The sequence below is a fragment of the Pseudorhodoferax sp. LjRoot39 genome, assembly GCF_964253035.1.
Taxonomy (GTDB): Bacteria; Pseudomonadota; Gammaproteobacteria; order Burkholderiales; family Burkholderiaceae_C; genus Pseudorhodoferax.
The window spans coordinates 1040096-1064011 of record NZ_CAXUQL020000001.1 but is presented as its reverse complement, the minus strand read 5'-3'; the positions used below and the strand labels follow the sequence as shown (position 1 = coordinate 1064011).

Sequence of the window (23916 nt, the reverse complement as noted above, 5' to 3'; positions counted from 1 at the left end):
GACCAAGGTGCGGCAACCGTAGAACACGCCCGTGAGGTCCACGCGGATCGTCTTGTCCCAGCCGTCCAGCGCCACGCCGCGGCCGATGCCCGATGCCCGAGGCCCGAGGCCGCGCCGTGGGGCGGCTCAGACGCCTTCGACGATGCGGATCTCGCGCTCGGCGCCATCGCCCAGCGCATCCAGCGCCGCGCCGTAGGCCGCGCTGTCGTGCGTGGCCATGGCCTGGGCCACGCTGTCGAACTCGATCAGCACGGTGCGCTGCTCCAGCCCGGCCTCGTAGACCTTGGCGGGCAGGCCGCGTGCGAGAAAGCGGCCGCCGCCAGCGGTGATGGCCGGGCCGGCCAGCTGGGCGTAGGCGGCGAGCTTGTCGGGGTTGCTGACCGAGCGGTAGGTCGAGATCCAATAGGCTTTGGGCATGTCGGTTTCCTGGATTGGGATGGGGGCGGTGCGGGGCCGCGGGGCTGCGGCGGCGCGGCTACTCTAACCGCATGTCGCCAGCCGGACGCACCGGCGTGCCCACCCACCCTTGTGGCTTAGCATCCGGCCGACACAGAACAAACGCGCACGCGCGAGACAAGCACGACGATGAGCGCCAGTACCCACAGCCCTCCCTTCGGCACCCTGCACCGCATCGCCCGCGTGATGCAGATCTCGCAGGCCATCGCCCTGGCCCTGCTGCTGGTGTTCGGCGCCCTGCTCTGGCGCAACATCGCCGACTTCCGCAATGCCGATGCGCTGGTCGACCACACGCACGAGGTGCAGGAAGAGATCGACCGTGTGCGTGCCAGCGTCCTGCTGGGTGGGCTGGCGTTGCGCAACTACGCCATTTCGCCCAGGCCCGAGTTCCTCGAAAGAGTGGCCCGGACATCGGGCGCATCCCGCGATGCCACGGAGCGCCTGCAGGAGCTCGTCCAGGACAACCCCAGCCAGGCTGCCCGCGCCCGTGAAGTGCATTCGGAGACCACCGAGATCCTCGGCTGGTACGGCAGCTCCAGCGTGATCGCGCAGCGCGATGGTGCGGCCGCGTTGCAGGCCTCGCTGGCTGCGCGCGTGAACATCGACGCGAGCCAGCGCCTGCGCGAGTTGCTCGACGTGATGGACACCGAGGAACGCGCGTTGCTGGAGGCGCGGCGCGACGCCAGGGAGGCAGGCTTTCAGTCCGTCAAGCGCTGGAGCGCGGCCATCGGCCTGGTGTTCGTGCTGTTCACGGCCGGTGCCATCGTCCATGCGGGCCGGCTCGTGGGCCTGGGCGAATCCAGGCTCAAGACCCTGCACGACGATGCCGAGAAGGACCCGCTGACCGGCCTGGCCAACCGCCGCGCCATCGACCGCGCGGCCCAGGCCCAGGCCGGCCGTCCCATGGCCGTGATCAGCTTCGACCTCGACCTGTTCAAGCCCGTCAACGACCGCCATGGCCATGCGGCAGGTGATGAGGTGCTGCGCACCGTGGGTGCCCGGCTGCTGCAGCAGTCGCGCAACGGCGACGTGGTGGCGCGCACGGGCGGCGACGAATTCGTGATCCTGCTGCCGGGGTTGGCGGATGTGAAGGTGCTGGAGGGCATCGCGGCGCGCGTGCGCAGCACGGTGGGCGAGCCGATCGACTTCGACGGCGTGGCGCTGCAGGTCGGGGCCTCGGTGGGGTACGCGTGTTCGGGCGGCGGCCTGCGCTTCGAGCAGCTGGCGGCGCAAGCGGATGCGATGTCTTACGAGGAGAAGAAGCGGGGGAAGCAAGGGCGAATCTGACACTTCGCATGGGTTGTTGCAGCAAAGCCCTTGCAGACAACCGTGGCCGCTACCATGCGCGCCGCACCCGCGCGCTCTCCGCGCTCTCCTTGGGGCCCTCCCCCAAGCCCTGCTATTCCCCTTGCCATGAACCACCAGGCCCTGTCGTCTTTCATCTGGTCCGTCGCCGATCTGCTGCGCGGCGACTACAAGCAATCCGAATACGGCCGCGTCATCCTGCCCTTCACCGTGCTGCGCCGGCTGGACTGCGTGCTCGAAGCCACCAAGCCCGCCGTGCTGAAGGAGTTCGACGCCAAGACGCGGGCAGGCGTCCCGCCTGAGGCCTTCCTGCTGCGCCGATCCGGCCAGAGCTTCTACAACACCTCGCCGCTGGACCTTGCCCGGCTGCTGGGTGACCAGGACCACATCCGCCAGAACCTCTACGCCTACGTGCAGGCCTTCTCGCCCGAGGCACGCGACATCTTCGAGCGCTTCGACTTCCACACCCAGGTCGAGCGGCTGGCCAAGGCCAACCTGCTGTACCTGGTGGTCGAGAAGTTCGCTGGCATCGACCTGCATCCCGAGGCCGTGGACAACGCGGCCATGGGCCAGGTGTTCGAGGAGCTGATCCGCAAGTTCGCCGAAATCAGCAACGAGACCGCTGGCGAGCATTTCACGCCGCGCGAGGTCATCCGCCTCATGGTGAACCTGCTGTTCATCGAAGACAACGACGTGCTCACGCCCGGCAACGCCGTGGTGCGCACCATCTACGACCCCACGGCCGGCACAGGCGGCATGCTGTCCATCGCGGGCGAGTTCCTGGCCGAGCACAACCCGCGCGCCAGCCTCACCATGTTCGGCCAGGAGCTCAACGACGAGAGCTACGCCATCTGCAAGGCCGACATGCTGATCAAGGGCCAGCCGGTGCAGAACATCGTGGCCGGCAACACCCTCAGCGACGACGGCCACGCCGGCCGCCGCTTCGACTACATGCTGTCGAACCCGCCCTTCGGCGTCGAATGGAAGAAGGTCGAGAAGGCCGTGCGGCTGGAGCACGAGGCCAAGGGCTTCGACGGCCGCTTCGGCCCCGGCCTGCCGCGCGTGAGCGATGGCTCCATGCTGTTCCTGATGCACCTGCTGGCCAAGATGGCGCCGGTGGCCAATGGCGATGGCGGCAGCCGCTTCGGCATCGTGCTCAACGGCTCGCCGTTGTTCACGGGCGGCGCCGGCAGCGGCGAGAGCGAGATCCGCCGCTACGTGCTGGAGAACGACCTGGTGGAGGCCATCGTCGGCCTGCCCACCGACATGTTCTACAACACCGGCATCGCCACCTACGTGTGGGTGCTCTCCAACAAGAAGCCGGCCGACCGCAAGGGCCAGGTGCAGCTCATCGACGCCAGCGGCTTCTGGCAGAAGATGCGCAAGAGCCTGGGCAGCAAACGGCGTGAGATGAGCGAGGCCCACATCGCTACCGTCACGCGGCTGTTCGGTGACTTCACAGAGGCCGAGCTCGTGACTATGTTCGACGCTGCAGGCCACGCGCTGGGTGAGCCGCAGCTGGTGACGAACACCGACAACCCGCCCGTGGCGCCGGAAGGCGGCCGCCTCAAGCGCGTGCCCATTGCGCGCATCTTCCGCAACGCGGACTTCGGCTACACCACCATCACCGTCGAGCGCCCTTTGAGGGATGCCGCGGGCCAGCCGGTGCTGGGCGCCAAGGGCAAGCAGAAAGGCAAGCCCCAGCCCGACAGCGCGCTGCGCGACACCGAGAACGTGCCGCTGGGCGAAGACATCCGCGCCTACTTCGCACGCGAGGTGCTGCCGCACGCGCCCGATGCGTGGATCGACGAGGAGAAGAGCAAGGTGGGGTACGAGATCCCGTTCAACCGGCACTTCTACGTGTTCGAGCCGCCGCGCAGTTTGCAGGTGATCGATGAGGAGCTGAAGACGGTGACGGCCAGCATCATGCGGATGCTGGGGGGGTTGGCGGAATGACGTTGCCGAGGTATGGGGAGTACCGAGATAGCACGGTTGAATGGCTCGGCCAGCTCCCGGCGCATTGGGAACTCGTTCGAGTGAAGCGCATCGCATCGTCCATCGAACAGGGCTGGAGCCCGCAGTGCGAGAACTTTCCAGCCGAAACGCCTGACGAGTGGGGCGTGATGAAAGTTGGCTGCGTCAACGGCGGCACATTCCGATCATCAGAGAACAAGAAGCTGCCCGCAGAACTCCAACCGATGGAGCACTACTCGCTCAAACGCGGTGATCTTCTGATATCCAGGGCGAACACAAGGGAGCTTGTCGGTAGCGCCGCCGTGGTACCGGATAACTTCCACAACCTGTTGCTATGCGACAAGTTGTACCGCTTGCGTGCCGACAAAAGCCAATGCGTCGTGACCTACTTGGCTTACTACCTTGGAACGCGGCTCGCGAAGTCTCAGATGGAACTCGATGCGACTGGCGCCAGTAGTTCGATGCTCAATATTGGACAGTCGGCCGTTCTGGACCTGCTGATGCCTCTGCCTCGTCTGGCCGAGCAGGAGGGCATAGCCACCTTCCTCGACCACGAAACCGCCAAGATCGACGCGCTGATTGCCGAACAGGAGAAGCTCATCGCCCTGCTGGCCGAAAAGCGCCAGGCCACCATCTCCCACGCCGTCACCCGCGGCCTCGATTCCGATGCGCCGATGAAGGATTCCGGCGTGGCGTGGCTGGGGGAGGTGCCGGCGCATTGGAAGGTTGGCAAGGCTGGCTTTTACATTTCCATCCTCCCCGGCTACGCATTTCCATCGGCGGGCTTCTGTCTGGATGACACCAAAGTCAGGCTCCTTCGCGGCGTGAACGTGGGAGTCGGAGAACTCCGCTGGGAAGAAGTGGTTTACTGGAAACGCAACGAAGCGGACCGCCTTGACTTGTTCGAACTGCGTGCTGGAGATGTTGTGATCGGAATGGACCGACCTCTGATCAGCACAGGCATGAGGGTCGCACTTGTCAAGGCGAACGACTTGCCGTGTCTGTTGCTTCAACGCGTCGCAAAGATTCAGCCGGGCGATTCAGTCGATCCGCGATTCATCATGCGGCTGCTTGGTTCTCGAGCGTTCGAAGCCCATTTCGCTCCCGAAACAACGGGAGTGAGCGTTCCGCATATCAGTGGCGAGCAGATCGCCAGCTTCGTCATTCCTGTTCCTCCAATGGAAGAGCAAGGGCGAATCTGCGATTTCATCGAGACCGAGCTCGGAAAGCTGGATGCGCTGAACCGAGAAAGCCAGCGCGCAGTATCGCTGTTGACGGAACGCCGCTCCGCCCTCATCGCCGCCGCTGTCACCGGCCAGATCGACGTGCGCGACACTGTCACCGCCTGACCGGAGCCCGCTGCCATGCGCCTGCTGCACTACATCGAGATCCAGAACTTCAAACGCTTCGGCGAACGCCAGCGCATCGAACTCGACCACCCAGCCGTGTTGATCGGCCCCAACAACTGCGGCAAGACCAGCGCCATCCAGGCGCTGGCGCTGTGGTCGCAGGCGGTGCAGACCTGGTACGACGCGCGCAAGACCTCGTCGGCCAAGGAACGTACGGCTACATCGATGAACCGGCTGAACATCGTGGCCGTACCGGTGCAGCGCACGCGCTTCTTCTGGCACAACACCCACGTGCGCACGGGCAACAAGGACATCCCGCTGGTCATCACCGTCGGCGTGGTGTTCCAGGGCCAGGTGCGGGCACTGCCCATGCGCTTTCGAAACCAGGGCGACGAGCTGATCTACTGCACGCCGGACACACCCGAGGTCATGACCGACCTGGCCCTGATTGCGCATGCGGCCAGCCTGAACGTGGAGTTGCTCTATCCCATGTCGGGCCTGGACACGGAGGAGCCTATCCTGCAGCCCGGCCGCGTGGACGTGCTACTGGGGCAGGGCCGTACTGCGGATGTATTGCGCAACCTGTGCCTCGCAGTGGCCAAGTCTTCGCAGGACGACTGGACGCGCATCGTGGCCCTGATGCGGCGCCTGTTCAGCGTGGAGCTGGAGGCGCCGCAGGAGACGGCGCGCGGCAGCATCGCCATGCAGTACCGCCAGCCTGGCGCGAAGGAGGCGCTGGACGTGTCGTCCGCTGGCCGTGGCTTCCTGCAGATGCTGCTGGTCTTCGCCTACCTGTACTCGCACAAGGGCAGCGTGCTGTTGGTGGACGAGCCCGACGCGCACCTGGAGATCCTGCGCCAGAAGCAGGTGTATGTGCTGCTGCGCGACATCGCCAGCGAGAACGGCTCGCAGGTGGTGATGGTCACGCACTCCGAGGTGATCCTGGACGAGGCGCTAGACACCAACCTCACGCTGCTGCTCGATGGCCAGGCAGACGACCTGGCCAGCAAGGCCGACATCCGCAACAGCCTCAAGCATTTCGGCGCGGACCACTACGTCAAGGCCCGCTCGCGCGGTTATGTGCTGTATGTGGAGGGCGCGACCGACATCGACATGCTGCGCGCGCTGGCCGAGCGCATCGGCCACCCCATCGCCGCCGTATGGGACGAGCGCGTCAATGCGTTCTACGTGCAGAACAACTACCCGGCGCAGGATGCCGATGCCGAGCTGGAGCGCGTGGAAGGTGGCTTCGGTATCACGCCGCGCCAGCACTTCAATGGCCTGCGCAACCTGTTGCCCCGGCTCAAAGGGCTGGCCATCCTCGACAACGATGGGCGCGACCGCACCAGCAGCCGCGAGGGCGCACTGAACATCAGCTATTGGCGCCGCTACGAGCCCGAGAACTACTTCGTCACGCCTGGGTTGCTGCGCGGCTATGCGGCCCGGCACTACGCCGATATGGAACTGTTCGGCGGCCACCAGCAGGAGATCGACGATGTGCTGGACGCGCTGGTGCTGGAACAGGTGTTCGACGGCGATGCGGGCGACTTCGCCACCTGGCGGCAATCCCCGCCGGACGCGGCCCAGTTGGTGTGGGCCAGCAAGACGGAACGGCGCAAGCTCAGTGCCTTCGCCGAAGAGTTCTTCCGCCGGCTGGCGCAGCGGCTGGGGCATCCGATGCTGCTGAAGAAGGGGGAACTGCACCGGCTGGTGGCGGATGCGCCCGTCGCGTCCATCGCGGCGGAAGTCAGCGAGAAGCTGGATCTGCTGGCCGCCTTGTTCGCGCGGGCGGTGCCGCCGGAGGCGGTGGAGCAGGAAGACGCATGAGCGACATCCAGCTGTTCCGCCTCTCCGCAGGCTGCGCCACCGAGTTGCCCGCGTCCTCCGCCGCGCTGGAGCGCCAGCTCCAGGCGCTGATCGAGGCGCAGATGGAAACCTTCCTGGGTGTGCGCTTCCTCGCCACCGAATACGCCACCGGCAAGACGCACCGCGGCCGCATTGACTCACTGGGGCTGGACGAGAACAGCTGCCCGGTGATCGTCGAATACAAGCGCCACAGCAACGAGAACGTGATCAACCAGGGCCTGTTCTACCTGGACTGGCTGCTGGACCACAAGGCCGAGTTCCGCTGGCTGGTGATGGAGAAGCTGGGCCGCGAGGTGGCCGACAGCGTGGAATGGGCGGGCACGCGGCTGCTGTGCATCGCGGCGGACTTCACACGCTACGACCAGCATGCCGTGCAGCAGATCCCGCGCAACATCGAGCTGATCCGCTACAAGCAGTTCGGCGACGACCTGCTGCTGCTGGAACTGGTCAACACGCAGAGCGTGGCCGACGGTGGTAGCCCGGCCGGTGCGGGCACGCCGGCCGAGCCGCCGGAGGCAGCACTCCAGGGCGGGCGCCGCCCCGTGGGCAAGGACAAGAGCCTGGCCGAACAGCTGGACGTGGCGCCTGAGAGCACGCGCCAGCTGTATGTCGATCTGCGCTCCTTCGTTTTCGCGCTGGGCGATGACGTGAACGAGAAGCTGCTCAGGCTCTACACCGCCTTCCGCAAACTGCGCAACTTCACCACGGTGGTGGTGCAGCCCAACCGACTGCTGGTGTACCTGAAGCTCGACCCGGCCACGGTGGCGCTGGAAGAAGGTTTCAGCCGCGACGTGAGCGCAATCGGCCACTGGGGCACGGGCAACGTGGAGTTGAGCCTTCACACCGCGGCCGACCTGGAACGGGCCAAGCCGCTGATCGAGCGGGCGTACCAGGAGGGGTGAGCTCCACCCGACCTTGCCAAATTTCTGCAACCTGCAGGGCATGGGCACGATGAACATCTCCCTGCCGGACACCCTCAAGGACCTCGTGTGACACGCAGGTGGTTGCGCGTGGCTTTGGCACCAGCAGCGCGTACGTGCGCGAGCTGATCCGCCGCGACCGGGACCTGGTGCGCTTGCGCGAATGGCTGCTGGCCGGCGCTGCTTCGCAGCCCGGCGAACCTGTCACTGCCGGCTACTTCGAGGCGCTGCGAGCGAAGGTCAGCGGCCCGGCAAGTCTTGGCAAAAAAGTCTGAATGGCAGTTGATTCTGGTAAAAAAGTACTAAAACTGAGGATTTTGCCGCGCACCAGGGCGTTCACGACGCACAGATGCGGTCGTCTTCGGGCAGAAATTAAGAAAAGAGTTTCGCCAACCCTGGTTTCTGGCATTTATTCTTATCCCCTGACGATTTTTCTGTGTAGACGCCTCGAAATGACATGAGCGACATCGGCTACGCCTGGATCCAGAACGCGCTGGATGCTCCCGACTTTCTGGGGGCCCAGCGCGCGCGCCTGGCGTCGGTGAGCCGCATGGAGCGGCTGGACGAAGGGACGCTGCTGGTGCCGCACAAGCTGGCGCCCGAGCCCGGTTTGCTGCCGCAGGCGATGTTTGCCCTCAAGCACGAGGGCGTGCGGCTCGATCTGCTGTTGGCGCTGCTCCAGCGGGTGCGGCCCGAAGACCTGGCGGCCTTGGTGCAGGCCGCTCCAAACAGCGTGTACGGCCGCAAGCTGGGACACCTGTGGGAGCGTTCGCAGCGGCAGCGATTGCCCGGCCTGGACGATCTGGCCGTGGCATCGGCCTATGCGCCGCTGTTCGACCCTGCCCATTACTTCGTCGGCCCCGCGCAACGTGATCCGCGCTGGCGCATCGTGTTCAATGGGCTGGGCGATCTCGACTTCTGCCCGGTGGTGCGCAAGACGCCTGCGCTGATGGCCCGGGTGCAGAACGACATCCTGGGACAGGCCACGACCTTTGCCGCATCGGTGGGGCCGGCCATGCTGGAGCGGGCGTTGACCTGGGCCTATCTGAGCGAGACGGAAGGCTCGTTCGCCATCGAAGGCGAGGCGCCCAGCCACGACAAGGCCGCCCGCTTCGCTGCGCTGCTGCGGACGGCGCATGAACAGCGCCCCGTCACCGAAGCCTTGCTGGTGGCGCTGCAGAACGCCGCCATCTCCAACCCCTACGACCAGGCCGCGCAGTTCCGCACCGAGCAGAACCGCTTGCAAAGGGACGTGCCGGGCGCCGCGGGCGTGACCTACGTGCCGCCTGCACCGGACCTGGCGGTGGGACTGATGAACGGCCTGATGCGACTGGCCAACCAGCGCCCGCCTGAGCTGGACGCCTTGGTGCACGCGGCCGTGGTGTCGTTCGCCTTCGTGTTCATCCATCCCTTCATGGATGGCAACGGGCGTCTGTCGCGCTTTCTGATCCACCACTGCCTGGGCCAATCGGGCTTGCTGCCGCCGCAGTTTCTGCTACCCATCTCGGTGGCGATGAAGAAGCACGAGGCGGCCTACCTGCAGGCGCTGACGGCCTTCAGCCGGCCGGCGCGCCAGCTGTGCCAGGTCACCTGGGCGGGCGACGAGCACTACGCCTACGAGTGGGCCCCCGGGGCGGACCTGTGGTTCCGCGCCATCGACCTGACCGAAGCCGCGGAGTTCACGCTGGACATGGCCCAGGCCTCGCTGGACACCCACATGCGCCAGGAGGTCGAATTTCTGGCCTTGTTCGACCGGGTGAAGCGCCATGTGGACGCGCGCCACGACCTGCGCGGCAGCGACCTGGCGACCTTGATCGTGACGATCTACCAGAACGGCGGCACCCTGTCCAACAAGCGGCGAAAGCGCTATGCCGACCGGGTACAGCCGCATGTGCTGCAGGCCATCGAAGAGGCTGTGCGCGCGGCCATGCAGGGCAAGGCGCTCGACGATGAAGAGCCGAGCCCATCCGCATGAAGAACCTGTTCCCATGACCCACCGCCCGGACCTGCTCACGCCGCCATGAACCTGCACCAGGAACACCACTTCGAGCGCGAGATCTGCGCCCACCTCGCCGCCCATGGCTGGCTGCACGACGAGGGCGACGCGGCGCTGTTCGACCGCACCCATGGCCTCTTCATGCCCGACCTGCTGGCCTGGGTGCAGGCCACGCAGCCCGAGAGCTGGCAGCGCCTGGCCAAGACACACGGTGCCGCCCTGCCCCAGGTGCTGGCCGAGCGCGTGCGCAAGAACCTCAACGAACGCGGCACGCTGGATGTGCTGCGCCGCGGTGTGGAGATGCTGGGCCTGCGCGAGCCGCTGGAGCTGGCCCAGTTCCAGCCGGCGCTTGCCATCAACCCGGCCACGCAGGCGCGTTACGCGGCCAACCGGCTGCGTGTGGTGCGTCAGGTGGCGCATTCGCCCAACAACCCGGGCGACGAACTGGACCTCGTGCTGTTCCTCAACGGCATGGCCGTGGCGACGGCCGAGCTCAAGAGCAACTTCACGCAGAGCGTGCACGACGCCGTGGACCAGTACCGCTTCGACCGCCACCCTGCGCCCAAGACGGCCAAGGGTGGCGTGCCGGAGCCCTTGCTCGGCTTCCCCGGCGGCGCGCTGGTGCACTTCGCCGTGAGCCAGAGCGAGGTGATGATGACCACGCGGCTGGCCGGCTCGGCGACGCAGTTCCTGCCCTTCAACCGCGGCAACGCGGGCGGTTCCGGCAACGCACCCAACCCGGCCGGCTTTGCCACCGCCTACCTGTGGGAAGAGGTGTGGGCGCGCGAGAGCTGGCTGGACATCCTGCACCGCTACCTGATCTGCAAGCGCAACGACAAGAAGCAGCCGCAGGCGGTGATCTTCCCGCGCTACCACCAGCTGGACGCCACGCGCCAACTGGTGGCCGACGTGCTGGAGAAGGGGCCGGGCGAGCGCTACCTCGTGCAGCACTCGGCCGGCTCGGGCAAGACCAACTCCATCGCGTGGACGGCGCACTTCCTGGCCGACCTGCACGACGCGCAGCACCGCAAGATGTTCGACAGCGTGCTGGTGGTCAGCGACCGCACGGTGCTGGACGCGCAGCTGCAGGAGGCCATCTTCGACTTCGAGCGCACCACGGGCGTGGTGGCCACCATCACGAACGAACACGGCAGCAAGAGCGCGCAGCTGGGCCAGGCGTTGCAGGCCGGCAAGAAGATCATCGTCTGCACCATCCAGACCTTTCCCTTCGCGCTGGCCGAGGTGCAGAAGCTGGCCGCCACCGAGGGCAAGCGCTTCGCGGTGATCGCCGACGAGGCCCACAGCTCGCAGACCGGCGAGGCCGCGGCCAAGCTCAAGCAACTGCTCAGCGCGCAGGAATGGGCCGAGCTGCAGGACGGCGGCGAGGTGGACACCGAGGCGCTGCTGGCCGCGCAGATGGAGGCCCGCGCTGGCGGCCCCGACGGCCCGGGCCAGGCGGGCCTGACCTACGTGGCCTTCACCGCCACGCCCAAGGCCAAGACCTTGGAGCTGTTCGGGCGCAAGGGTGCGGACGGGCTGCCGCAGCCCTTCCACGTCTATTCGATGCGCCAGGCCATCGAGGAAGGCTTCATCCTCGACGTGCTGCGCAACTACACCAGCTACAAGCGCGCCTTCAAGCTGGCGCACGACGGCAAGGAGTGGGACGAGACACAGGTCGAGCGCAGCACGGCCATGAAGGGCCTGATGCAATGGGTGCGGCTGCACCCCTACAACATCGCCAGCAAGGTGCAGACGGTGGTGGAGCACTACCGCGAGAACGTGCAGCCGCTGCTGGAAGGCCGTGCCAAGGCCATGGTGGTGGTCGGCAGCCGCAAGGAGGCCGTGCGCTGGCAGAAGGCCATCCGTGCCTACATCGCACGCCAGAACTACCCGCTGGGCGTGTTGGTGGCCTTCTCGGGCGAGGTGCAGGACGCGGAGAGTTTCCCCGAGGCCGTGACCGAGACCAGCGAGGCGCTCAACCCCGGCCTGCGCGGGCGCGACATCCGTGAGGTCTTCAAGGGCCCGGACCACCACCTGCTGTTGGTGGCCAACAAGTTCCAGACCGGCTTCGACCAGCCACTGTTGTGCGGCATGTACGTGGACAAGCAGCTCGGCGGCATCCAGGCGGTGCAGACGCTGTCGCGCCTGAACCGCGCCTACCCGGGCAAGGACACGACCTACGTGCTGGACTTCGTCAACGAGCCGGCGGAGATCCTCAAGGCCTTCAAGACCTACTACGAGACGGCCGAACTGGAAGCGGTGACCGACCCGCATCTGGTCTACGACCTGCGGGCCAAGCTGGACGCCACGGGTTTCTACGACGAGTTCGAGGTGGACCGCGTGGCCCGGGTGGACCTGGACCCGCATGGCACGCAGAAGCAGTTGGACGCGGCCATCGCGCCGGTGGCGGACCGTTTGCTCCAGCGCTACAAGGCGGCGCAGCAGGACAAGGTGGCGGCCGAGGACAGGCAGGACGACAAGGCGGCCCGCGCGGCCAAGGACCAGCTCGACGCGCTGCTGCTGTTCCGCAACGATATGGGCGCCTACGTGCGGCTGTATGCCTTCCTGGGCCAGATCTTCGACTACGGCAACACCGCCATCGAGAAGCGCTTCCTGTTCTTCAAGCGCCTGATCCCGCTGCTGGACTTCGGCCGCGAGCGCGACACGGTGGACCTGTCCAAAGTCGTGCTGACACACCACACCTTGAAGAGCCGCGGCAAACAGCCGATGGGGCTCAACGCGGATGGCAGCTACAAGCTGCCGCCCATGGACGCTGTGGGCAGCGGCGGCGTGCAGGAGAAGCAGGCCGCGTATCTGGAAGAAATCATCGAGAAGGTGAACGGCCTGTTCGAAGGCGAGTTGACGGACGATGACCAGCTCGTCTACGTCAACGGCGTGCTCAAGGGCAAGCTGCTGGAGAACGAGACGCTGGCGCAGCAGGCGGCCAGCAACAGCAAGGACCAGTTCGCGAACTCTCCGGACCTGCGCCGGGCGCTGATGGACGCCATCATCGACACCTTCGAGGCCCACCAGACCATGAGCTCACAGGCGCTGGGATCGGAGCGTGTGCGCGACGGGCTGACGGACATCCTGCTGGGGCCGGCGCAGTTGTACGAGGCCTTGCGGGCGCGCTCGCTTTCCGGCTCCCGTCATCCGAATTCAGGCTGAGCCGCTTTCCAGGAGCAATTGGCCAGCCGTCGCGAGCAGTGGCCGGAGATGCTGCTCGACGACGCCCCAGACCAGACGGTCGTTGACCGTGGCGTAGGCATGGATCAGGATGTTGCGCAGCGCCACGGCTTTGGACAGATCGGGAATCCGTGCGGCGGTGGCAGGGTCGGCCTTGCGCAACTGCGTCAGCGCCTCACCAACGATCTCCAACTGCCGTTCGACCGCCGAGCGCAGCAACTCGTCCGTCATGTAGTCGTCGAACGACTTTGCCTCTACGAAGCGCAAGGTCTTGGCGGCGGCCTGTTCGACGTCCCACAGGTACTTGGCCGCGTCAGGCGACATAAACCGGGACCTGTTCAGCTTCGATGCGTCGACGCAGGAAGGGATTGCGCAGCGCCTGCGGCGTGAGCAGGTCCACCGGGCGCTGGAACAACATCTCCAACCCCTCCTTCAGCGCGAAGAATGCCTGGCTGTAGGCTGCAGGCTGCAGGGTCTCGTCCAGCTCCACCAGGAAATCCAGATCGCTGTCCGTCGGGCGAAAGTCTGCCCGCGTCGCCGAGCCGAACAGGTGCAAGCGGCGCGCATGGTTGCGCTGGCACAGGTCGGCCAACTGTGACTGGCGTTCAAGCACGAAGGCTGCTGGGCGCTGCGGGGACATTGCCCTATTGCAACCGGTGGGCCGCCATACGTCAAACGTCGATATTCCCCGCCCGCAAAGCGTTGGTCTCGATGAAATCCCGCCGCGGCTCCACCTCATCGCCCATCAGCATCGTGAACACCCGATCCGCCTCGATCGCATCGTCGATCTGCACCTTCAACAGGCGCCGCACCTGCGGGTCCATCGTGGTCTCCCACAGCTGCTCGGGATTCATCTCGCCCAGCCCCTTGTAGCGCTGGCGGCTGGTGGCGCGTTCGGCTTCGCCGATCAGCCAGCGCATGGCCTGGCGGAAGTCGCCGACCTTTTCTTCCTTCTGGCGCTCGCCCTCGCCGCGCATGACCTTGGCGCCTTCGCTGAGCAGACCACGGAAGGTGTTGGCGGCTTCGCTCAGCGCGGCGTAGTCGGCGCCGTGCACGAAGTCCTGCGTGATGACGCTGCTGCGCACGTTGCCGTGGTGGCGGCGGCTGATGCGCAGCACGGGCTTGTCGGTGCGCACGTCGAATTCGCCGGCCACTTCGGCACCGCTGCCCAGCGCGCGCAGGCTGGCCTGCAGCGCGACGGCCGAGGCTTCGGCGTCGGCCACGGTGTCCAGGTTCAGCGTCACGCCGTCGGCGATGGAACGCAGGGCTTCGGCGTCCATGAAGTTGGTCAGGCGATGGATCACCGATTCGGCCACCTGGTGCTTGCGCGCCAGTTCGGCCAGCGTGTCGCCGCTGATGGTGGTGCCGTTCTCGCCGCCGGTGTGCACGGAGGCATTGACCAGCGCGATGCGCAGCAGGAACGTGTCGAGCGCCGAGGCGTCCTTGAGGTACAGCTCTTCCTTGCCGGCCTTGACCTTGTACAGCGGCGGCTGCGCGATGTAGATGTGGCCGCGCTCCACCAGCTCGGGCATCTGGCGGTAGAAGAAGGTCAGCAGCAGGGTGCGGATGTGGGCGCCGTCGACGTCGGCGTCGGTCATGATGATGATGCGGTGGTAGCGCAGCTTGGCGACGTTGAAGTCGTCGTTGCCGGTGGTGCCGCCGGCCTTGCCGATGCCGGTGCCCAGCGCGGTGATCAGCGTGAGGATTTCGTTGCTGGTCAGCAGCTTCTCGTAGCGCGCCTTTTCCACGTTCAGGATCTTGCCGCGCAGCGGCAGGATCGCCTGGAACTTGCGGTCGCGGCCCTGCTTGGCGGAGCCACCGGCGGAGTCACCCTCGACGATGTAGATCTCGCACAGCGCGGGGTCCTTCTCCTGGCAGTCGGCCAGCTTGCCGGGCAGGCCCATGCCGTCCAGCACGCCCTTGCGGCGCGTCATCTCTCTCGCCTTGCGGGCGGCTTCGCGCGCACGCGCGGCCTCGACGATCTTGCCGCAGATGATCTTGGCGTCGCCCGGGCGTTCCTGCAGGTAGTCGGTCAGCAGGCGGCCGACGATGTCTTCCACCGGTGCGCGCACTTCGCTGGAGACCAGCTTGTCCTTGGTCTGGCTGGAGAACTTGGGCTCGGGCACCTTCACGCTCAGCACGCAGCACAGGCCTTCACGCATGTCGTCGCCGGTCACCTCGACCTTGGCCTTCTTGGCCAGCTCGTTCTCTTCGATGTACTTGTTGATGACGCGCGTCATCGCGGCGCGCAGGCCCGTCAGGTGGGTGCCGCCATCGCGCTGCGGGATGTTGTTGGTGAAGCACAGCACCTGCTCGTTGTAGCCGCTGTTCCACTGCATGGCGACTTCCACGCCGATGTGGGTGCCGGGGATACCGCCGTAGGTCTCGGCCGGGCGCTCGCCCTCGGCGTGGAACACGTTGGGGTTGAGGACGGTCTTGCCCTTGTTGATGAAGTCGACGAAGCCGCGCACGCCGCCGGCGCCAGAGAAGTCGTCCTCCTTGCCGCTGCGCTCGTCCTTGAGCTTGATGTTGACGCCGTTGTTCAGGAAGGAGAGTTCGCGCAGCCGCTTCGACAGGATCTCGTAGTGGAAGTCGTTGTTCTCCTTGAAGATCTCGGTGTCGGGCAGGAAGTGCACCTCGGTGCCGCGCTTCTCGGTCTCGCCCAGCACCTGCATGGGGGAGATCTCCACGCCGTTCACGGTCTCGACGATGCGGTTCTGCACGAAGCCCTTGCTGAACTCCATCACGTGCACCTTGCCCTCGCGGCGCACCGTGAGGCGCAGCATCTTGCTGAGCGCGTTCACGCACGAGACGCCCACGCCGTGCAGGCCGCCCGAGACCTTGTAGCTGTTCTGGTTGAACTTGCCGCCGGCGTGCAGTTCGGTCAGCGCGATCTCGGCGGCCGAGCGCTTGGGCTCGTGCTTGTCGTCCATCTTCACGCCCGTGGGGATGCCGCGGCCGTTGTCGACGACGCTGATGGAGTTGTCGCTGTGGATGGTGACGAGGATCTCGTCGCAGTGGCCGGCCAGGGCTTCGTCGATGGAGTTGTCGACCACCTCGAACACCAGGTGGTGCAGGCCGGTGCCGTCGGAGGTGTCGCCGATGTACATGCCGGGGCGCTTGCGCACGGCCTCCAGGCCTTCGAGGATCTGGATGGCGCCCTCGCCGTAGCCCTCGCTGGCACCGGCCTGGTGGGCATCGATGCGTTGCGGCTCCGGAGCGTTGGATTGCGGCGGAACGGGCAGGCTTTCGTCGGTCATGGCGTACTTTCTACAAACTCGGAAAAAGCGAACCCGCGTGCGTGACGCGGGTCGCTGCTGCAGCAACGGGGCTGCTAGATGCGCATCGGCATCACGACGTACTTGAAACTCGTGTTCTCGGGGATGGTCAGCAGGGCGGAGCTGTTGCCATCGGACAGTTCGATCTTGACCATGTCCTGCTGCATGTTGGCCAGCGCGTCGATCAGGTAGGTGACGTTGAAACCGATCTCGATGCTGTCGCCGCCGTAGTCGATGTCCAGCTCGTCCTGGGCTTCTTCCTGCTCGGCGTTGCTGGAGGCCACGCGCAGCGTGCCCGGGTCCAGGTTCAGGCGCACGCCCTTGAACTTTTCGCTGGTCAGGATGGCCGTGCGCTGCAGGCTGGACAGCAGCGCCTGGCGGCCCAGCGTGATGGCGTTCTTGTGGTTCTTGGGAATCACGCGGTTGTAGTCGGGGAACTTGCCCTCGACCAGCTTGGTGACGAACTCCATGCCGCCGAAGCGAAAGCGCGCCTGGTTGTTGGCGAACTGCAGCTCGATCTGCGGGGCCTCGTCGCCGCCCGCGTCGGACAGCAGGCGCTGCAGCTCCAGCACGGTCTTGCGCGGCAGGATCACCTCCTGCTTGGGCACTTCCACCTCCAGCGTGGCCGAGGCGAAGGCCAGGCGGTGGCCGTCGGTGGCGACCAGGCTCAGCTGCTTGCCTTCGGCCACGAACAGGATGCCGTTCAGGTAGTAGCGGATGTCGTGCACGGCCATGGCGAAGCCGACCTGGCCCAGCAGTTCCTTGAGCGTCTTCTGCGGCACGCTGAACGCGGGGCCGAACTCGGCCGATTCCTGCACCAGCGGGAAGTCCTCGGCCGGCAGCGTCTGCAGCGTGAAGCGACTCTTGCCACCCTTCAGGACCAGCTTGTTCTGGCTCGACTCGAGCGAGACGGTCTGGTCGGCCGGCATGGTGCGCAGGATGTCGATAAGCTTGCGGGCGCCCACCGTGGTGGTGAAGCCGCCTTCGTCGCCACCCAGCTCGGCCGTGGTGCGGATCTGGATTTCCAGGTCGCTGGTGGTCAGCTGCACCTGGTTGCCGTTCTTGCGCAGCATCACGTTGGCCAGGATGGGCAGCGTGTGGCGGCGCTCCACGATGCCGGAGACCGATTGCAGAACCGCAAGCAGGGTGCTCTGGGGGGTCTTCAGGACGATCATGTCAACAACCTCTCGGTGAAATTCTTGTGGAGCTGGTGCAAAAGCTTCGCATTTTCGCCTGAATCCAGGGCGCGATCTGCGAGGACCCTGCGCACATGCCAGTGGGTGGCAAGGGGCCGGGCATCATCCCTTGAGCGTCTGCTCCAGCACGTGCAATTGCTGGTTGAGTTCGGACAGCTGCTGGCGCTCGCCGCCGATCTTGCGCACGGCGTGCAGCACGGTGGTGTGGTCGCGGCCACCGAACAGCTCGCCGATCTCGGGCAGGCTCTTCTGCGTGAGCTCCTTGGCCAGGTACATCGCGATCTGGCGCGGCCGCGCGATGCTGGCCGGGCGCTTCTTGCTGTACATGTCGGCGACCTTGATCTTGTAGTAGTCGGCCACCGTCTTCTGGATGTTCTCCACGCTGATCTGCCGGTTCTGGATCGACAGCAGGTCGCGCAGGGCCTCGCGCGCGAGCTGGATCGAGATTTCCTTCTGGTTGAAGCGCGAGTACGCGAGGATCTTGCGCAGCGCACCTTCGAGTTCGCGCACGTTGGAGCGCACGTTCTTGGCGACGAAGAAGGCCACCTCTTCGGGCATCTCGGTGCCTTCGGAGATCGACTTGTTGATCAGAATGGCCACGCGCATCTCGAGCTCGGGTGGCTCGATGGCCACCGTGAGGCCCGAGTCGAAGCGCGAGACCAGGCGCTCGTGGATGTCCGGCAGACCCTTGGGGTAGGTGTCGGACGTCATCACGATGTGGCTCTTCTTGGCCAGCAGGGCCTCGAAGGCGTTGAAGAATTCTTCCTGCGTGCGGTCCTTGTTGGCGAAGAACTGCACGTCGTCGATCAGCAGCAGATCGAGCGAGTGGTAGCGCTCCTTGAACTCGTCGAAGGTCTTGCGCTGGTAGGACTTGACCACATCCGAGACGAACTGCTCCGCATGGATGTAGAGAACTTTGGCGCCGGGCTTTTCTTCGAGCAGCCGGTTGCCCACGGCGTGCATCAAATGGGTCTTGCCCAGGCCGACGCCGCCGTAGATGAACAGGGGGTTGTAGAGCTGCCCCGGCGAGCCCGCCACGTGCATGGCGGCGGCCCGCGCCATGCGGTTGGCCGTGCCCTCCACCAGGGTGGAGAAGGTGAGGGCCGAATTGAGGCGGTTCTTGGGCGGGCCAGGCGAGATTTCCTCGCCCAGATCGGCCGGCTCGGACTGCGCGCTGATCTCGCGCGCCAACTGCAAAGGCGTAAGCCTGGCAACGGCTTCCCGCGGAGTGATGGCTAACTCGAGCTGGATCGGCTGGCCGTACAGGTTCTCCAGCATCTGCATGATGCGGCCGCTGTACTGCGCGCGGATCCAGTCGAGCTTGAAGCGGTTGGCCACGTACACCGTGACCTTGCTGAAATCGCCCGTCACCTGGGCCGTCAAGGGCTTGATCCAGGTGTTGAATTGCTGTTCTGGAAGCTCCTGGGCAAGCTGGTCGATGCAGGCCTGCCACAGGCTGTTGCCGGCGGCACCGCTGGCGTGGTTCCCCTCGATCATGCGCCGCCCAGCTCCTGTGGATAAATGTTTTTTTGAAGCACCGGGCATTCTAGGTGTCCGGGTAGTTGTCCACAAGCTGGAGGGGCATGTCGTGTGGCGGATACGGAACCGGGTGCCGCGGGGGGCAAATACGGAAAAGCTTGTCCTTCGAACTTTTTTGGCGATAATCGCCGGTTCCCCGAGGTTTGGCCCTGCCTGGTGTGCTTGTCTGCGATGGCGCAGGCGAGAGATGCCGACTGCATGGTGCCGCGGGTGCGGATAGGCCGGTCATCGCCGCGTGTGTGTCGATGGCCTCCTCGTTTCGGCACCGAACCTGTGGTCCGCTTGCGGGCAATGCAAAGGCGTTGCCCGCCGAAACTGATTTCCAAGGAAGTGACATGAAACGCACCTACCAACCCTCCAAGATCCGCCGCGCCCGCGTCCACGGTTTCCTGGCACGCATGAAGACCCGCGGTGGCCGCGCCGTCATCAACGCGCGCCGCGCCAAGGGCCGCAAGCGCCTGGCTGTCTGAGTTCCTTGCGGGTGGCCTTCCTCGCGTCGGCTCGCCCCATGGCTGTCTCCCCTTTCTCGGTGCCTCTGTGCAGCGACTCAAGACGCGCGCGCAGTTCCAGGCCGTGATGGCCGGCACCACCGTCTCGCGGACAGACCACTTCGCCCTGCACCGCCTTGCGCTGCCTGCTCCCTCTGTGGAAGAGCAGGCTGGCGCGCGCCCGCTGTTCCCGGTCGACGACTGCTGGATCGGCGCCGTGCTGCCCAAGCGCTGGGCGCGCCGCGCGGTCACGCGCAATGCCATCCGCCGCCAGATCTATGCGGTCTGCGACGCGCAGGCGGCTGCCCTGCCCGCGGCGGTCCACGTGGTGCGGCTGCGCAGCGGCTTCGACCGCAAGCAGTTCATCAGCGCCACCTCCGTGCAACTCAAGCAGGCGGTGCGCAGCGAGCTCGAGCAGCTCGTGCGCCGGGCCGCGGCGTGATGCAGCGCGCCCTCATCGCGCTGGTGCGCGGCTACAAGCTGCTGCTGAGCCCCTGGCTGGGCTCGGCCTGCCGGTTCGAACCCACCTGCTCCACCTACGCCATCGGCGCGCTGGAGCAGCACGGTGCGGGCGTGGGCAGCTACCTTACACTGCGCCGGCTCGCGCGTTGCCATCCCTGGTGCGATGGCGGACACGACCCGGTGCCCGCGCAGCGGCCCCGCCTCTTCGGCCGGCTGTTCCCGTCTTCCTCCGACTAGCCTTCCATGAACGATATCCGCCGAACCATCCTGTGGGTGATCCTTGGTTTCTCACTGGTGATGCTGTGGGACAAATGGCAGATCCACAACGGTCGCCAGGCCACCTTCTTCCCGACGCCCACGGCCACCGCACCGGCGGCGGCTTCCTCGGCACCGGGGGGGGCGGCCTCGGCCTCGGCCGCGTCCGCGCCTGCCGGTGCCGTTCCCACGGCCGTGACCACCGCGGCGCCCGCAGGTGCTGGCCAGGTGCCCGGCACGCCTGTTGCGCCGGCGCCATCGCGTGAGCGCGTCGAGGTCAGCACCGACGTGCTCAAGCTCAGCTTCGACACGGCCGGCGGCTCGCTGGTGCGCGCCGAATTGCTCAAGAACATCGACCTGCACGACCCCAGCCGGCACTTCGTGCTGCTGGACGAGAGCGCCGACCGCGTCTACCTGGCCCAGACCGGCCTGATCGGCGCTGCCGGCCTGCCCAACCACACGACCGTGATGACGGCCGTGCCCGGCCCGCGCCAGCTGGCCGATGGCAGCAACACGCTGGAAGTGCGCTTCGAGTCGCCCGAGAGCGGTGGCGTGAAGCTGGTCAAGACCTACACGCTCACGCGCGGCTCCTACGCCATCGGGGTCAAGCACGAGGTCGTCAACACGGGCACGGCGCCGGTCACGCCGCAGGTCTACCTGCAGCTGGTGCGCGACGGCAACAAGCTGCCCGGCGAGTCGAGCTTCTACTCCACCTTCACGGGCCCGGCGGTCTACACCGAAGCCAAGAAGTACCAGAAGGTCGAGTTCAAGGACATCGAGAAGAACGACGCCAAGTTCGAGAAGCAGGCCACCAACGGCTACGTGGCCATGGTGCAGCACTACTTCGCGAGCGCCTGGCTGCTGGGCGACGGCATCGAGCGCGACATCTTCGCGCGCAAGGTCTCCAACAACCTGTACGCCGTCGGCATGATCAGCACGCTGCCCGCCGTGGCGCCGGGCGCGAGCCAGGTCGCCGAATCGCGCCTGTTCGTCGGCCCGCAGGAAGAGAAGATGCTGGAGTCGCTGACGCCGGGCCTGGAACTGGTGAAGGACTACGGCTGGCTGACCGTGCTGGCCAAGCCGCTGTACTGGCTGCTGGACAAGCTGCACAGCGTGCTGCAGAACTGGGGCTGGTCCATCGTGGCGCTGGTGTTCCTGCTCAAGCTGGCGTTCTACTGGCTCAACGCCAAGGCCTACGCGAGCATGGCCAAGATGAAGGCGGTGAACCCGCGCATCCAGGAGATGCGCGAGCGCCTGAAGGACAAGCCGCAGGAAATGCAGCAGGCCATGATGAAGATGTACAAGGAGGAGAAGATCAATCCGCTGGGCGGCTGCCTGCCCATCATGATCCAGATCCCCGTGTTCATCGCGCTGTACTGGGTGCTGCTGTCCAGCGTGGAGATGCGCGGCGCACCCTGGATCGGCTGGATCAAGGACCTGTCCGCACCCGACCCGTGGTACCTGTTGCCCGTGATCATGACCATGACCACCATGCTGCAGACCGCGCTGAACCCGGCCCCGCCGGACCCGATGCAGGCCAAGCTGATGTGGTTCATGCCGCTGGCGTTCTCGGTGATGTTCTTCTTCTTCCCGTCCGGCCTGGTGCTGTACTGGATCACGAACAACATCCTGTCCATCGTGCAGCAGTGGGTGATCAACACCCGCATGGGCGTGCCGCCGCAGTTCAACCTGCCGAAGTTCCGGTAAGCCGGGACGCACGTCTGCCAAGGGCCGCGCGAGCGGCCCTTGTCTTTTGTACATTCCAGACCCCATGACCGCTTCGCCCCGCGACCCCATCGTTGCCATCGCCAGCGCACCCGGCCGCGGTGCGGTGGGCATCGTGCGTGCTTCGGGCCGCGACCTCGCGCCGCTCGTGGCCGCGCTGTGCGGCCGCGCGTTGAAGCCGCGCGAGGCCACCTACCTGCCGTTCCGCGATGCGGACGGCAGCGCCATCGACCATGGCCTGGCCCTGCACTTCCCGGCGCCGCACAGCTACACGGGCGAAGAGGTGCTGGAGCTGCAGGCCCACGGTGGCCCAGTGGTCATGCAGCTGCTGCTGGCGCGCTGCCTGCAGGCCGGCGCCGACATCGGCCTGCGTGCGGCCGAACCGGGCGAGTTCACGCAGCGCGCCTTCCTCAACGACAAGCTTGACCTGGCGCAGGCCGAGGCCGTGGCCGATCTCATCGACGCCAGCACTGAGGCCGCCGCGCGCAGCGCCAGCCGTTCGTTGGCGGGCGAGTTCTCGCAGGAGGTGGATGCACTGCGCGAGCGCCTGATCCACCTGCGCATGCTGGTCGAGGCCACGCTGGACTTCCCCGAGGAAGACATCGACTTCCTGCGCAAGGCCGACGCCCAGGGCCAGCTCGACGGCCTGCAGCAGCAGTTGCAGGCGGTGCTCGCGCGCACGCGCCAGGGCGCGCTGCTGCGCGAGGGCATCACGGTGGTCATCGCGGGCCAGCCCAATGCCGGCAAGTCCTCTCTGCTGAACGCGCTGGCCGGGGCCGAGCTGGCCATCGTCACGCCGATCGCCGGCACCACGCGCGACAAGGTCGAGCAGTCCATCCAGATCGAGGGCGTGCCGCTGCACGTGGTCGACACGGCCGGCCTGCGCGACAGCGACGACCCGGTCGAGCGCATCGGCATCGAGCGCGCCTGGGGCGCCATCGCCAAGGCCGACGCCGTGCTGTTCCTGCACGACCTGCTGCGCCGGGACGACCCGGCCGCGCAGCAGGCCGACGCCGACATCGCGCAGCGCCTGCCCGCCGGCGTGCCCGTGCTGCAGGTCTGGAACAAGTGCGATGCCGCGGGCGATGGTGCCCTGCCCGAGGGCCTGCACCTGTCAGCCAAGACCGGTGCCGGCCTGGCCGAACTGCGCGCGGCGCTGCTGCAGATCGCTGGCTGGCAGGCACTGCCCGAGGGGGTGTACCTGGCGCGTGCGCGCCATGTGCAGGCGCTCGGCCGCGTGCAGGAGCACCTCGACGCCGTGGGGCTGCACCTGGCCGATGGGCGGACGCTGGACCTCATGGCCGAAGAGCTGCGGCTGGCGCAAAATGCCCTGAACGAAATCACCGGCGCCTTCGGATCGGACGATCTGCTGGGCGTCATCTTCTCCCGGTTCTGCATCGGCAAGTAGCCGCAGGAGCACGCCCCCCCGCCATGAACGCCATGCCGCCCCCCGCCCGTTTCGACATCCAGGACCTGATCCAGGCCATCGCCGCCACCAAGGTCGACGACCAGTTGCTGCTGCAGCTGACGCCGGCCCAGTGGGAGGTGCTGGCGCCCTACCTGCAGCCGCTGGCGCTGGCGGCCGGGCAGGTGCTGTTCAAGCAAGGTGCGGCCGACCGCACGCTGTACTTTGTCGAGAGCGGCAACCTGAGCGTGCACTACGAGGACGAACAAGGCGAGGTGCGGCTGGCCATCATCAGCGCCGGTTCGGCCGTGGGCGAAGGCAGCTTCTTCTCGCGCGCGCCACGCAGCGCCACGGTGCAGGCCGGCATGCCGGCGCGGCTGTGGAGCCTGTCGCCGCTGCGCTTCGGCGAACTGACCAACCGCCGGCCGGAACTCGCGCTGGCCGTGGCCATGGCGGCCGGCGCCGTGGTGTCCAAGCGCATGGTGAACCGGCGCCGCCGCGACGCAGTGACCTGAG

The 23916-nt window shown here is 66.4% G+C and carries 20 protein-coding genes; 14 read left to right on the top strand and 6 right to left on the bottom strand.

Translation table 11 applies throughout. The features are described 5' to 3' along the window. Nucleotides 1-126 precede the first annotated feature (126 nt). A complete protein-coding gene (locus ACSQ4M_RS05025; protein ID WP_436188501.1) occupies nt 127-417 on the bottom strand; it encodes a DUF1330 domain-containing protein in 291 nt (96 codons plus the stop codon). Nucleotides 418-585: 168 nt separating this feature from the next. Here ACSQ4M_RS05025 and ACSQ4M_RS05020 point away from each other — a divergent pair, with 168 nt between their 5' ends. The 8 genes from ACSQ4M_RS05020 to ACSQ4M_RS04985 all read left to right on the top strand — a co-directional run bounded on the left by ACSQ4M_RS05020 (nt 586) and on the right by ACSQ4M_RS04985 (nt 13034). Then, nucleotides 586-1743: a diguanylate cyclase domain-containing protein gene (locus tag ACSQ4M_RS05020; RefSeq protein WP_436188500.1), complete on the top strand. Its 1158-nt coding sequence runs from the start codon at nt 586-588 to the stop codon at nt 1741-1743. A 126-nt stretch (nt 1744-1869) separates the two neighbouring features. Then, a complete protein-coding gene (locus ACSQ4M_RS05015; RefSeq protein ID WP_436188499.1) occupies nt 1870-3717 on the top strand; it encodes a type I restriction-modification system subunit M in 1848 nt (615 codons plus the stop codon). Between the two features lie 80 nt (nt 3718-3797). Beyond that, nucleotides 3798-5084, top strand: a complete 1287-nt coding sequence (locus ACSQ4M_RS05010) for a restriction endonuclease subunit S (RefSeq protein WP_436188498.1) — start codon at nt 3798-3800, stop codon at nt 5082-5084. A 15-nt stretch (nt 5085-5099) separates the two neighbouring features. Further along, the gene (locus ACSQ4M_RS05005; RefSeq protein WP_436188497.1) at nt 5100-6911 is read left to right on the top strand and encodes an ATP-dependent nuclease; all 1812 of its coding nucleotides are present in this window, start codon (nt 5100-5102) and stop codon (nt 6909-6911) included. Continuing rightward, entirely contained in the window at nt 6908-7852 is a 945-nt protein-coding gene (locus tag ACSQ4M_RS05000; protein ID WP_436188496.1) for a DUF5655 domain-containing protein, read from the top strand. The genes ACSQ4M_RS05005 and ACSQ4M_RS05000 overlap by 4 nt, the downstream gene beginning before the upstream one ends. A 134-nt stretch (nt 7853-7986) precedes the next feature. Further along, on the top strand, nt 7987-8145 hold the full coding sequence (locus ACSQ4M_RS04995) for a hypothetical protein (RefSeq protein ID WP_436188495.1): 159 nt from the start codon (nt 7987-7989) through the stop codon (nt 8143-8145). A gap of 182 nt (nt 8146-8327) precedes the next feature. Then, nucleotides 8328-9845 carry a Fic family protein gene (locus tag ACSQ4M_RS04990; RefSeq protein ID WP_436188494.1) on the top strand — a complete coding sequence of 506 codons (1518 nt, stop codon included), beginning with the start codon at nt 8328-8330 and terminating at the stop codon, nt 9843-9845. A 45-nt stretch (nt 9846-9890) separates the two neighbouring features. After that, on the top strand, nt 9891-13034 hold the full coding sequence (locus ACSQ4M_RS04985) for a type I restriction endonuclease subunit R (protein ID WP_436188493.1): 3144 nt from the start codon (nt 9891-9893) through the stop codon (nt 13032-13034). On the opposite strand, the gene ACSQ4M_RS04980 is transcribed toward ACSQ4M_RS04985, so the two are convergent. The 5 genes from ACSQ4M_RS04980 to dnaA all read right to left on the bottom strand — a co-directional run bounded on the left by ACSQ4M_RS04980 (nt 13026) and on the right by dnaA (nt 19023). Beyond that, nucleotides 13026-13376, bottom strand: a complete 351-nt coding sequence (locus ACSQ4M_RS04980) for a HepT-like ribonuclease domain-containing protein (RefSeq protein WP_436188492.1) — start codon at nt 13374-13376, stop codon at nt 13026-13028. The two genes, ACSQ4M_RS04985 and ACSQ4M_RS04980, sit on opposite strands and share 9 nt — an antisense overlap. Further along, nucleotides 13366-13665 carry a nucleotidyltransferase family protein gene (locus tag ACSQ4M_RS04975; protein WP_436188491.1) on the bottom strand — a complete coding sequence of 100 codons (300 nt, stop codon included), beginning with the start codon at nt 13663-13665 and terminating at the stop codon, nt 13366-13368. Before ACSQ4M_RS04975 ends, ACSQ4M_RS04980 begins: the two co-directional genes overlap by 11 nt. A gap of 58 nt (nt 13666-13723) precedes the next feature. Beyond that, on the bottom strand, nt 13724-16312 hold the full coding sequence (gene gyrB / locus ACSQ4M_RS04970; protein WP_436188490.1) for a DNA topoisomerase (ATP-hydrolyzing) subunit B: 2589 nt from the start codon (nt 16310-16312) through the stop codon (nt 13724-13726). A 74-nt stretch (nt 16313-16386) separates the two neighbouring features. Further along, nucleotides 16387-17505 (bottom strand): DNA polymerase III subunit beta, encoded by a 1119-nt coding sequence (gene dnaN, locus ACSQ4M_RS04965; RefSeq protein ID WP_436188489.1) that lies wholly within the window; start codon nt 17503-17505, stop codon nt 16387-16389. Nucleotides 17506-17628: 123 nt separating this feature from the next. Continuing rightward, nucleotides 17629-19023, bottom strand: coding sequence for a chromosomal replication initiator protein DnaA (gene dnaA / locus ACSQ4M_RS04960; protein WP_436188488.1), 1395 nt, complete (start codon nt 19021-19023; stop codon nt 17629-17631). A 377-nt stretch (nt 19024-19400) separates the two neighbouring features. Between dnaA and rpmH the strand changes: the two genes are divergently transcribed. The 6 genes from rpmH to ACSQ4M_RS04930 all read left to right on the top strand — a co-directional run bounded on the left by rpmH (nt 19401) and on the right by ACSQ4M_RS04930 (nt 23915). After that, on the top strand, nt 19401-19535 hold the full coding sequence (rpmH, locus tag ACSQ4M_RS04955; protein ID WP_056665202.1) for a 50S ribosomal protein L34: 135 nt from the start codon (nt 19401-19403) through the stop codon (nt 19533-19535). A 67-nt stretch (nt 19536-19602) separates the two neighbouring features. Further along, on the top strand, nt 19603-19995 hold the full coding sequence (locus ACSQ4M_RS04950) for a ribonuclease P protein component (RefSeq protein ID WP_436188487.1): 393 nt from the start codon (nt 19603-19605) through the stop codon (nt 19993-19995). Next, on the top strand, nt 19992-20252 hold the full coding sequence (yidD, locus tag ACSQ4M_RS04945) for a membrane protein insertion efficiency factor YidD (protein ID WP_436188486.1): 261 nt from the start codon (nt 19992-19994) through the stop codon (nt 20250-20252). Before ACSQ4M_RS04950 ends, yidD begins: the two co-directional genes overlap by 4 nt. Nucleotides 20253-20258: 6 nt before the next feature. Next, nucleotides 20259-21977, top strand: a complete 1719-nt coding sequence (yidC, locus tag ACSQ4M_RS04940; protein WP_436188485.1) for a membrane protein insertase YidC — start codon at nt 20259-20261, stop codon at nt 21975-21977. A 64-nt stretch (nt 21978-22041) separates the two neighbouring features. Then, a complete protein-coding gene (mnmE, locus tag ACSQ4M_RS04935) occupies nt 22042-23403 on the top strand; it encodes a tRNA uridine-5-carboxymethylaminomethyl(34) synthesis GTPase MnmE (RefSeq protein ID WP_436188484.1) in 1362 nt (453 codons plus the stop codon). Between the two features lie 23 nt (nt 23404-23426). Next, nucleotides 23427-23915, top strand: a complete 489-nt coding sequence (locus ACSQ4M_RS04930; RefSeq protein WP_056665185.1) for a Crp/Fnr family transcriptional regulator — start codon at nt 23427-23429, stop codon at nt 23913-23915. The last annotated feature ends 1 nt before the right edge of the window (nt 23916 follow it).

Coding starts and splice junctions, on each gene's coding strand:
- ACSQ4M_RS05025 (WP_436188501.1), bottom strand. CDS start 417: ATGCCCAAAGCCTATTGGATCTCGACCTACCGCTCGGTCAGCAACCCC.
- ACSQ4M_RS05020 (WP_436188500.1), top strand. CDS start 586: ATGAGCGCCAGTACCCACAGCCCTCCCTTCGGCACCCTGCACCGCATC.
- ACSQ4M_RS05015 (WP_436188499.1), top strand. CDS start 1,870: ATGAACCACCAGGCCCTGTCGTCTTTCATCTGGTCCGTCGCCGATCTG.
- ACSQ4M_RS05005 (WP_436188497.1), top strand. CDS start 5,100: ATGCGCCTGCTGCACTACATCGAGATCCAGAACTTCAAACGCTTCGGC.
- ACSQ4M_RS05000 (WP_436188496.1), top strand. CDS start 6,908: ATGAGCGACATCCAGCTGTTCCGCCTCTCCGCAGGCTGCGCCACCGAG.
- ACSQ4M_RS04990 (WP_436188494.1), top strand. CDS start 8,328: ATGAGCGACATCGGCTACGCCTGGATCCAGAACGCGCTGGATGCTCCC.
- ACSQ4M_RS04985 (WP_436188493.1), top strand. CDS start 9,891: ATGAACCTGCACCAGGAACACCACTTCGAGCGCGAGATCTGCGCCCAC.
- ACSQ4M_RS04980 (WP_436188492.1), bottom strand. CDS start 13,376: ATGTCGCCTGACGCGGCCAAGTACCTGTGGGACGTCGAACAGGCCGCC.
- gyrB (WP_436188490.1), bottom strand. CDS start 16,312: ATGACCGACGAAAGCCTGCCCGTTCCGCCGCAATCCAACGCTCCGGAG.
- dnaN (WP_436188489.1), bottom strand. CDS start 17,505: ATGATCGTCCTGAAGACCCCCCAGAGCACCCTGCTTGCGGTTCTGCAA.
- dnaA (WP_436188488.1), bottom strand. CDS start 19,023: ATGATCGAGGGGAACCACGCCAGCGGTGCCGCCGGCAACAGCCTGTGG.
- rpmH (WP_056665202.1), top strand. CDS start 19,401: ATGAAACGCACCTACCAACCCTCCAAGATCCGCCGCGCCCGCGTCCAC.
- yidC (WP_436188485.1), top strand. CDS start 20,259: ATGAACGATATCCGCCGAACCATCCTGTGGGTGATCCTTGGTTTCTCA.
- mnmE (WP_436188484.1), top strand. CDS start 22,042: ATGACCGCTTCGCCCCGCGACCCCATCGTTGCCATCGCCAGCGCACCC.
- ACSQ4M_RS04930 (WP_056665185.1), top strand. CDS start 23,427: ATGAACGCCATGCCGCCCCCCGCCCGTTTCGACATCCAGGACCTGATC.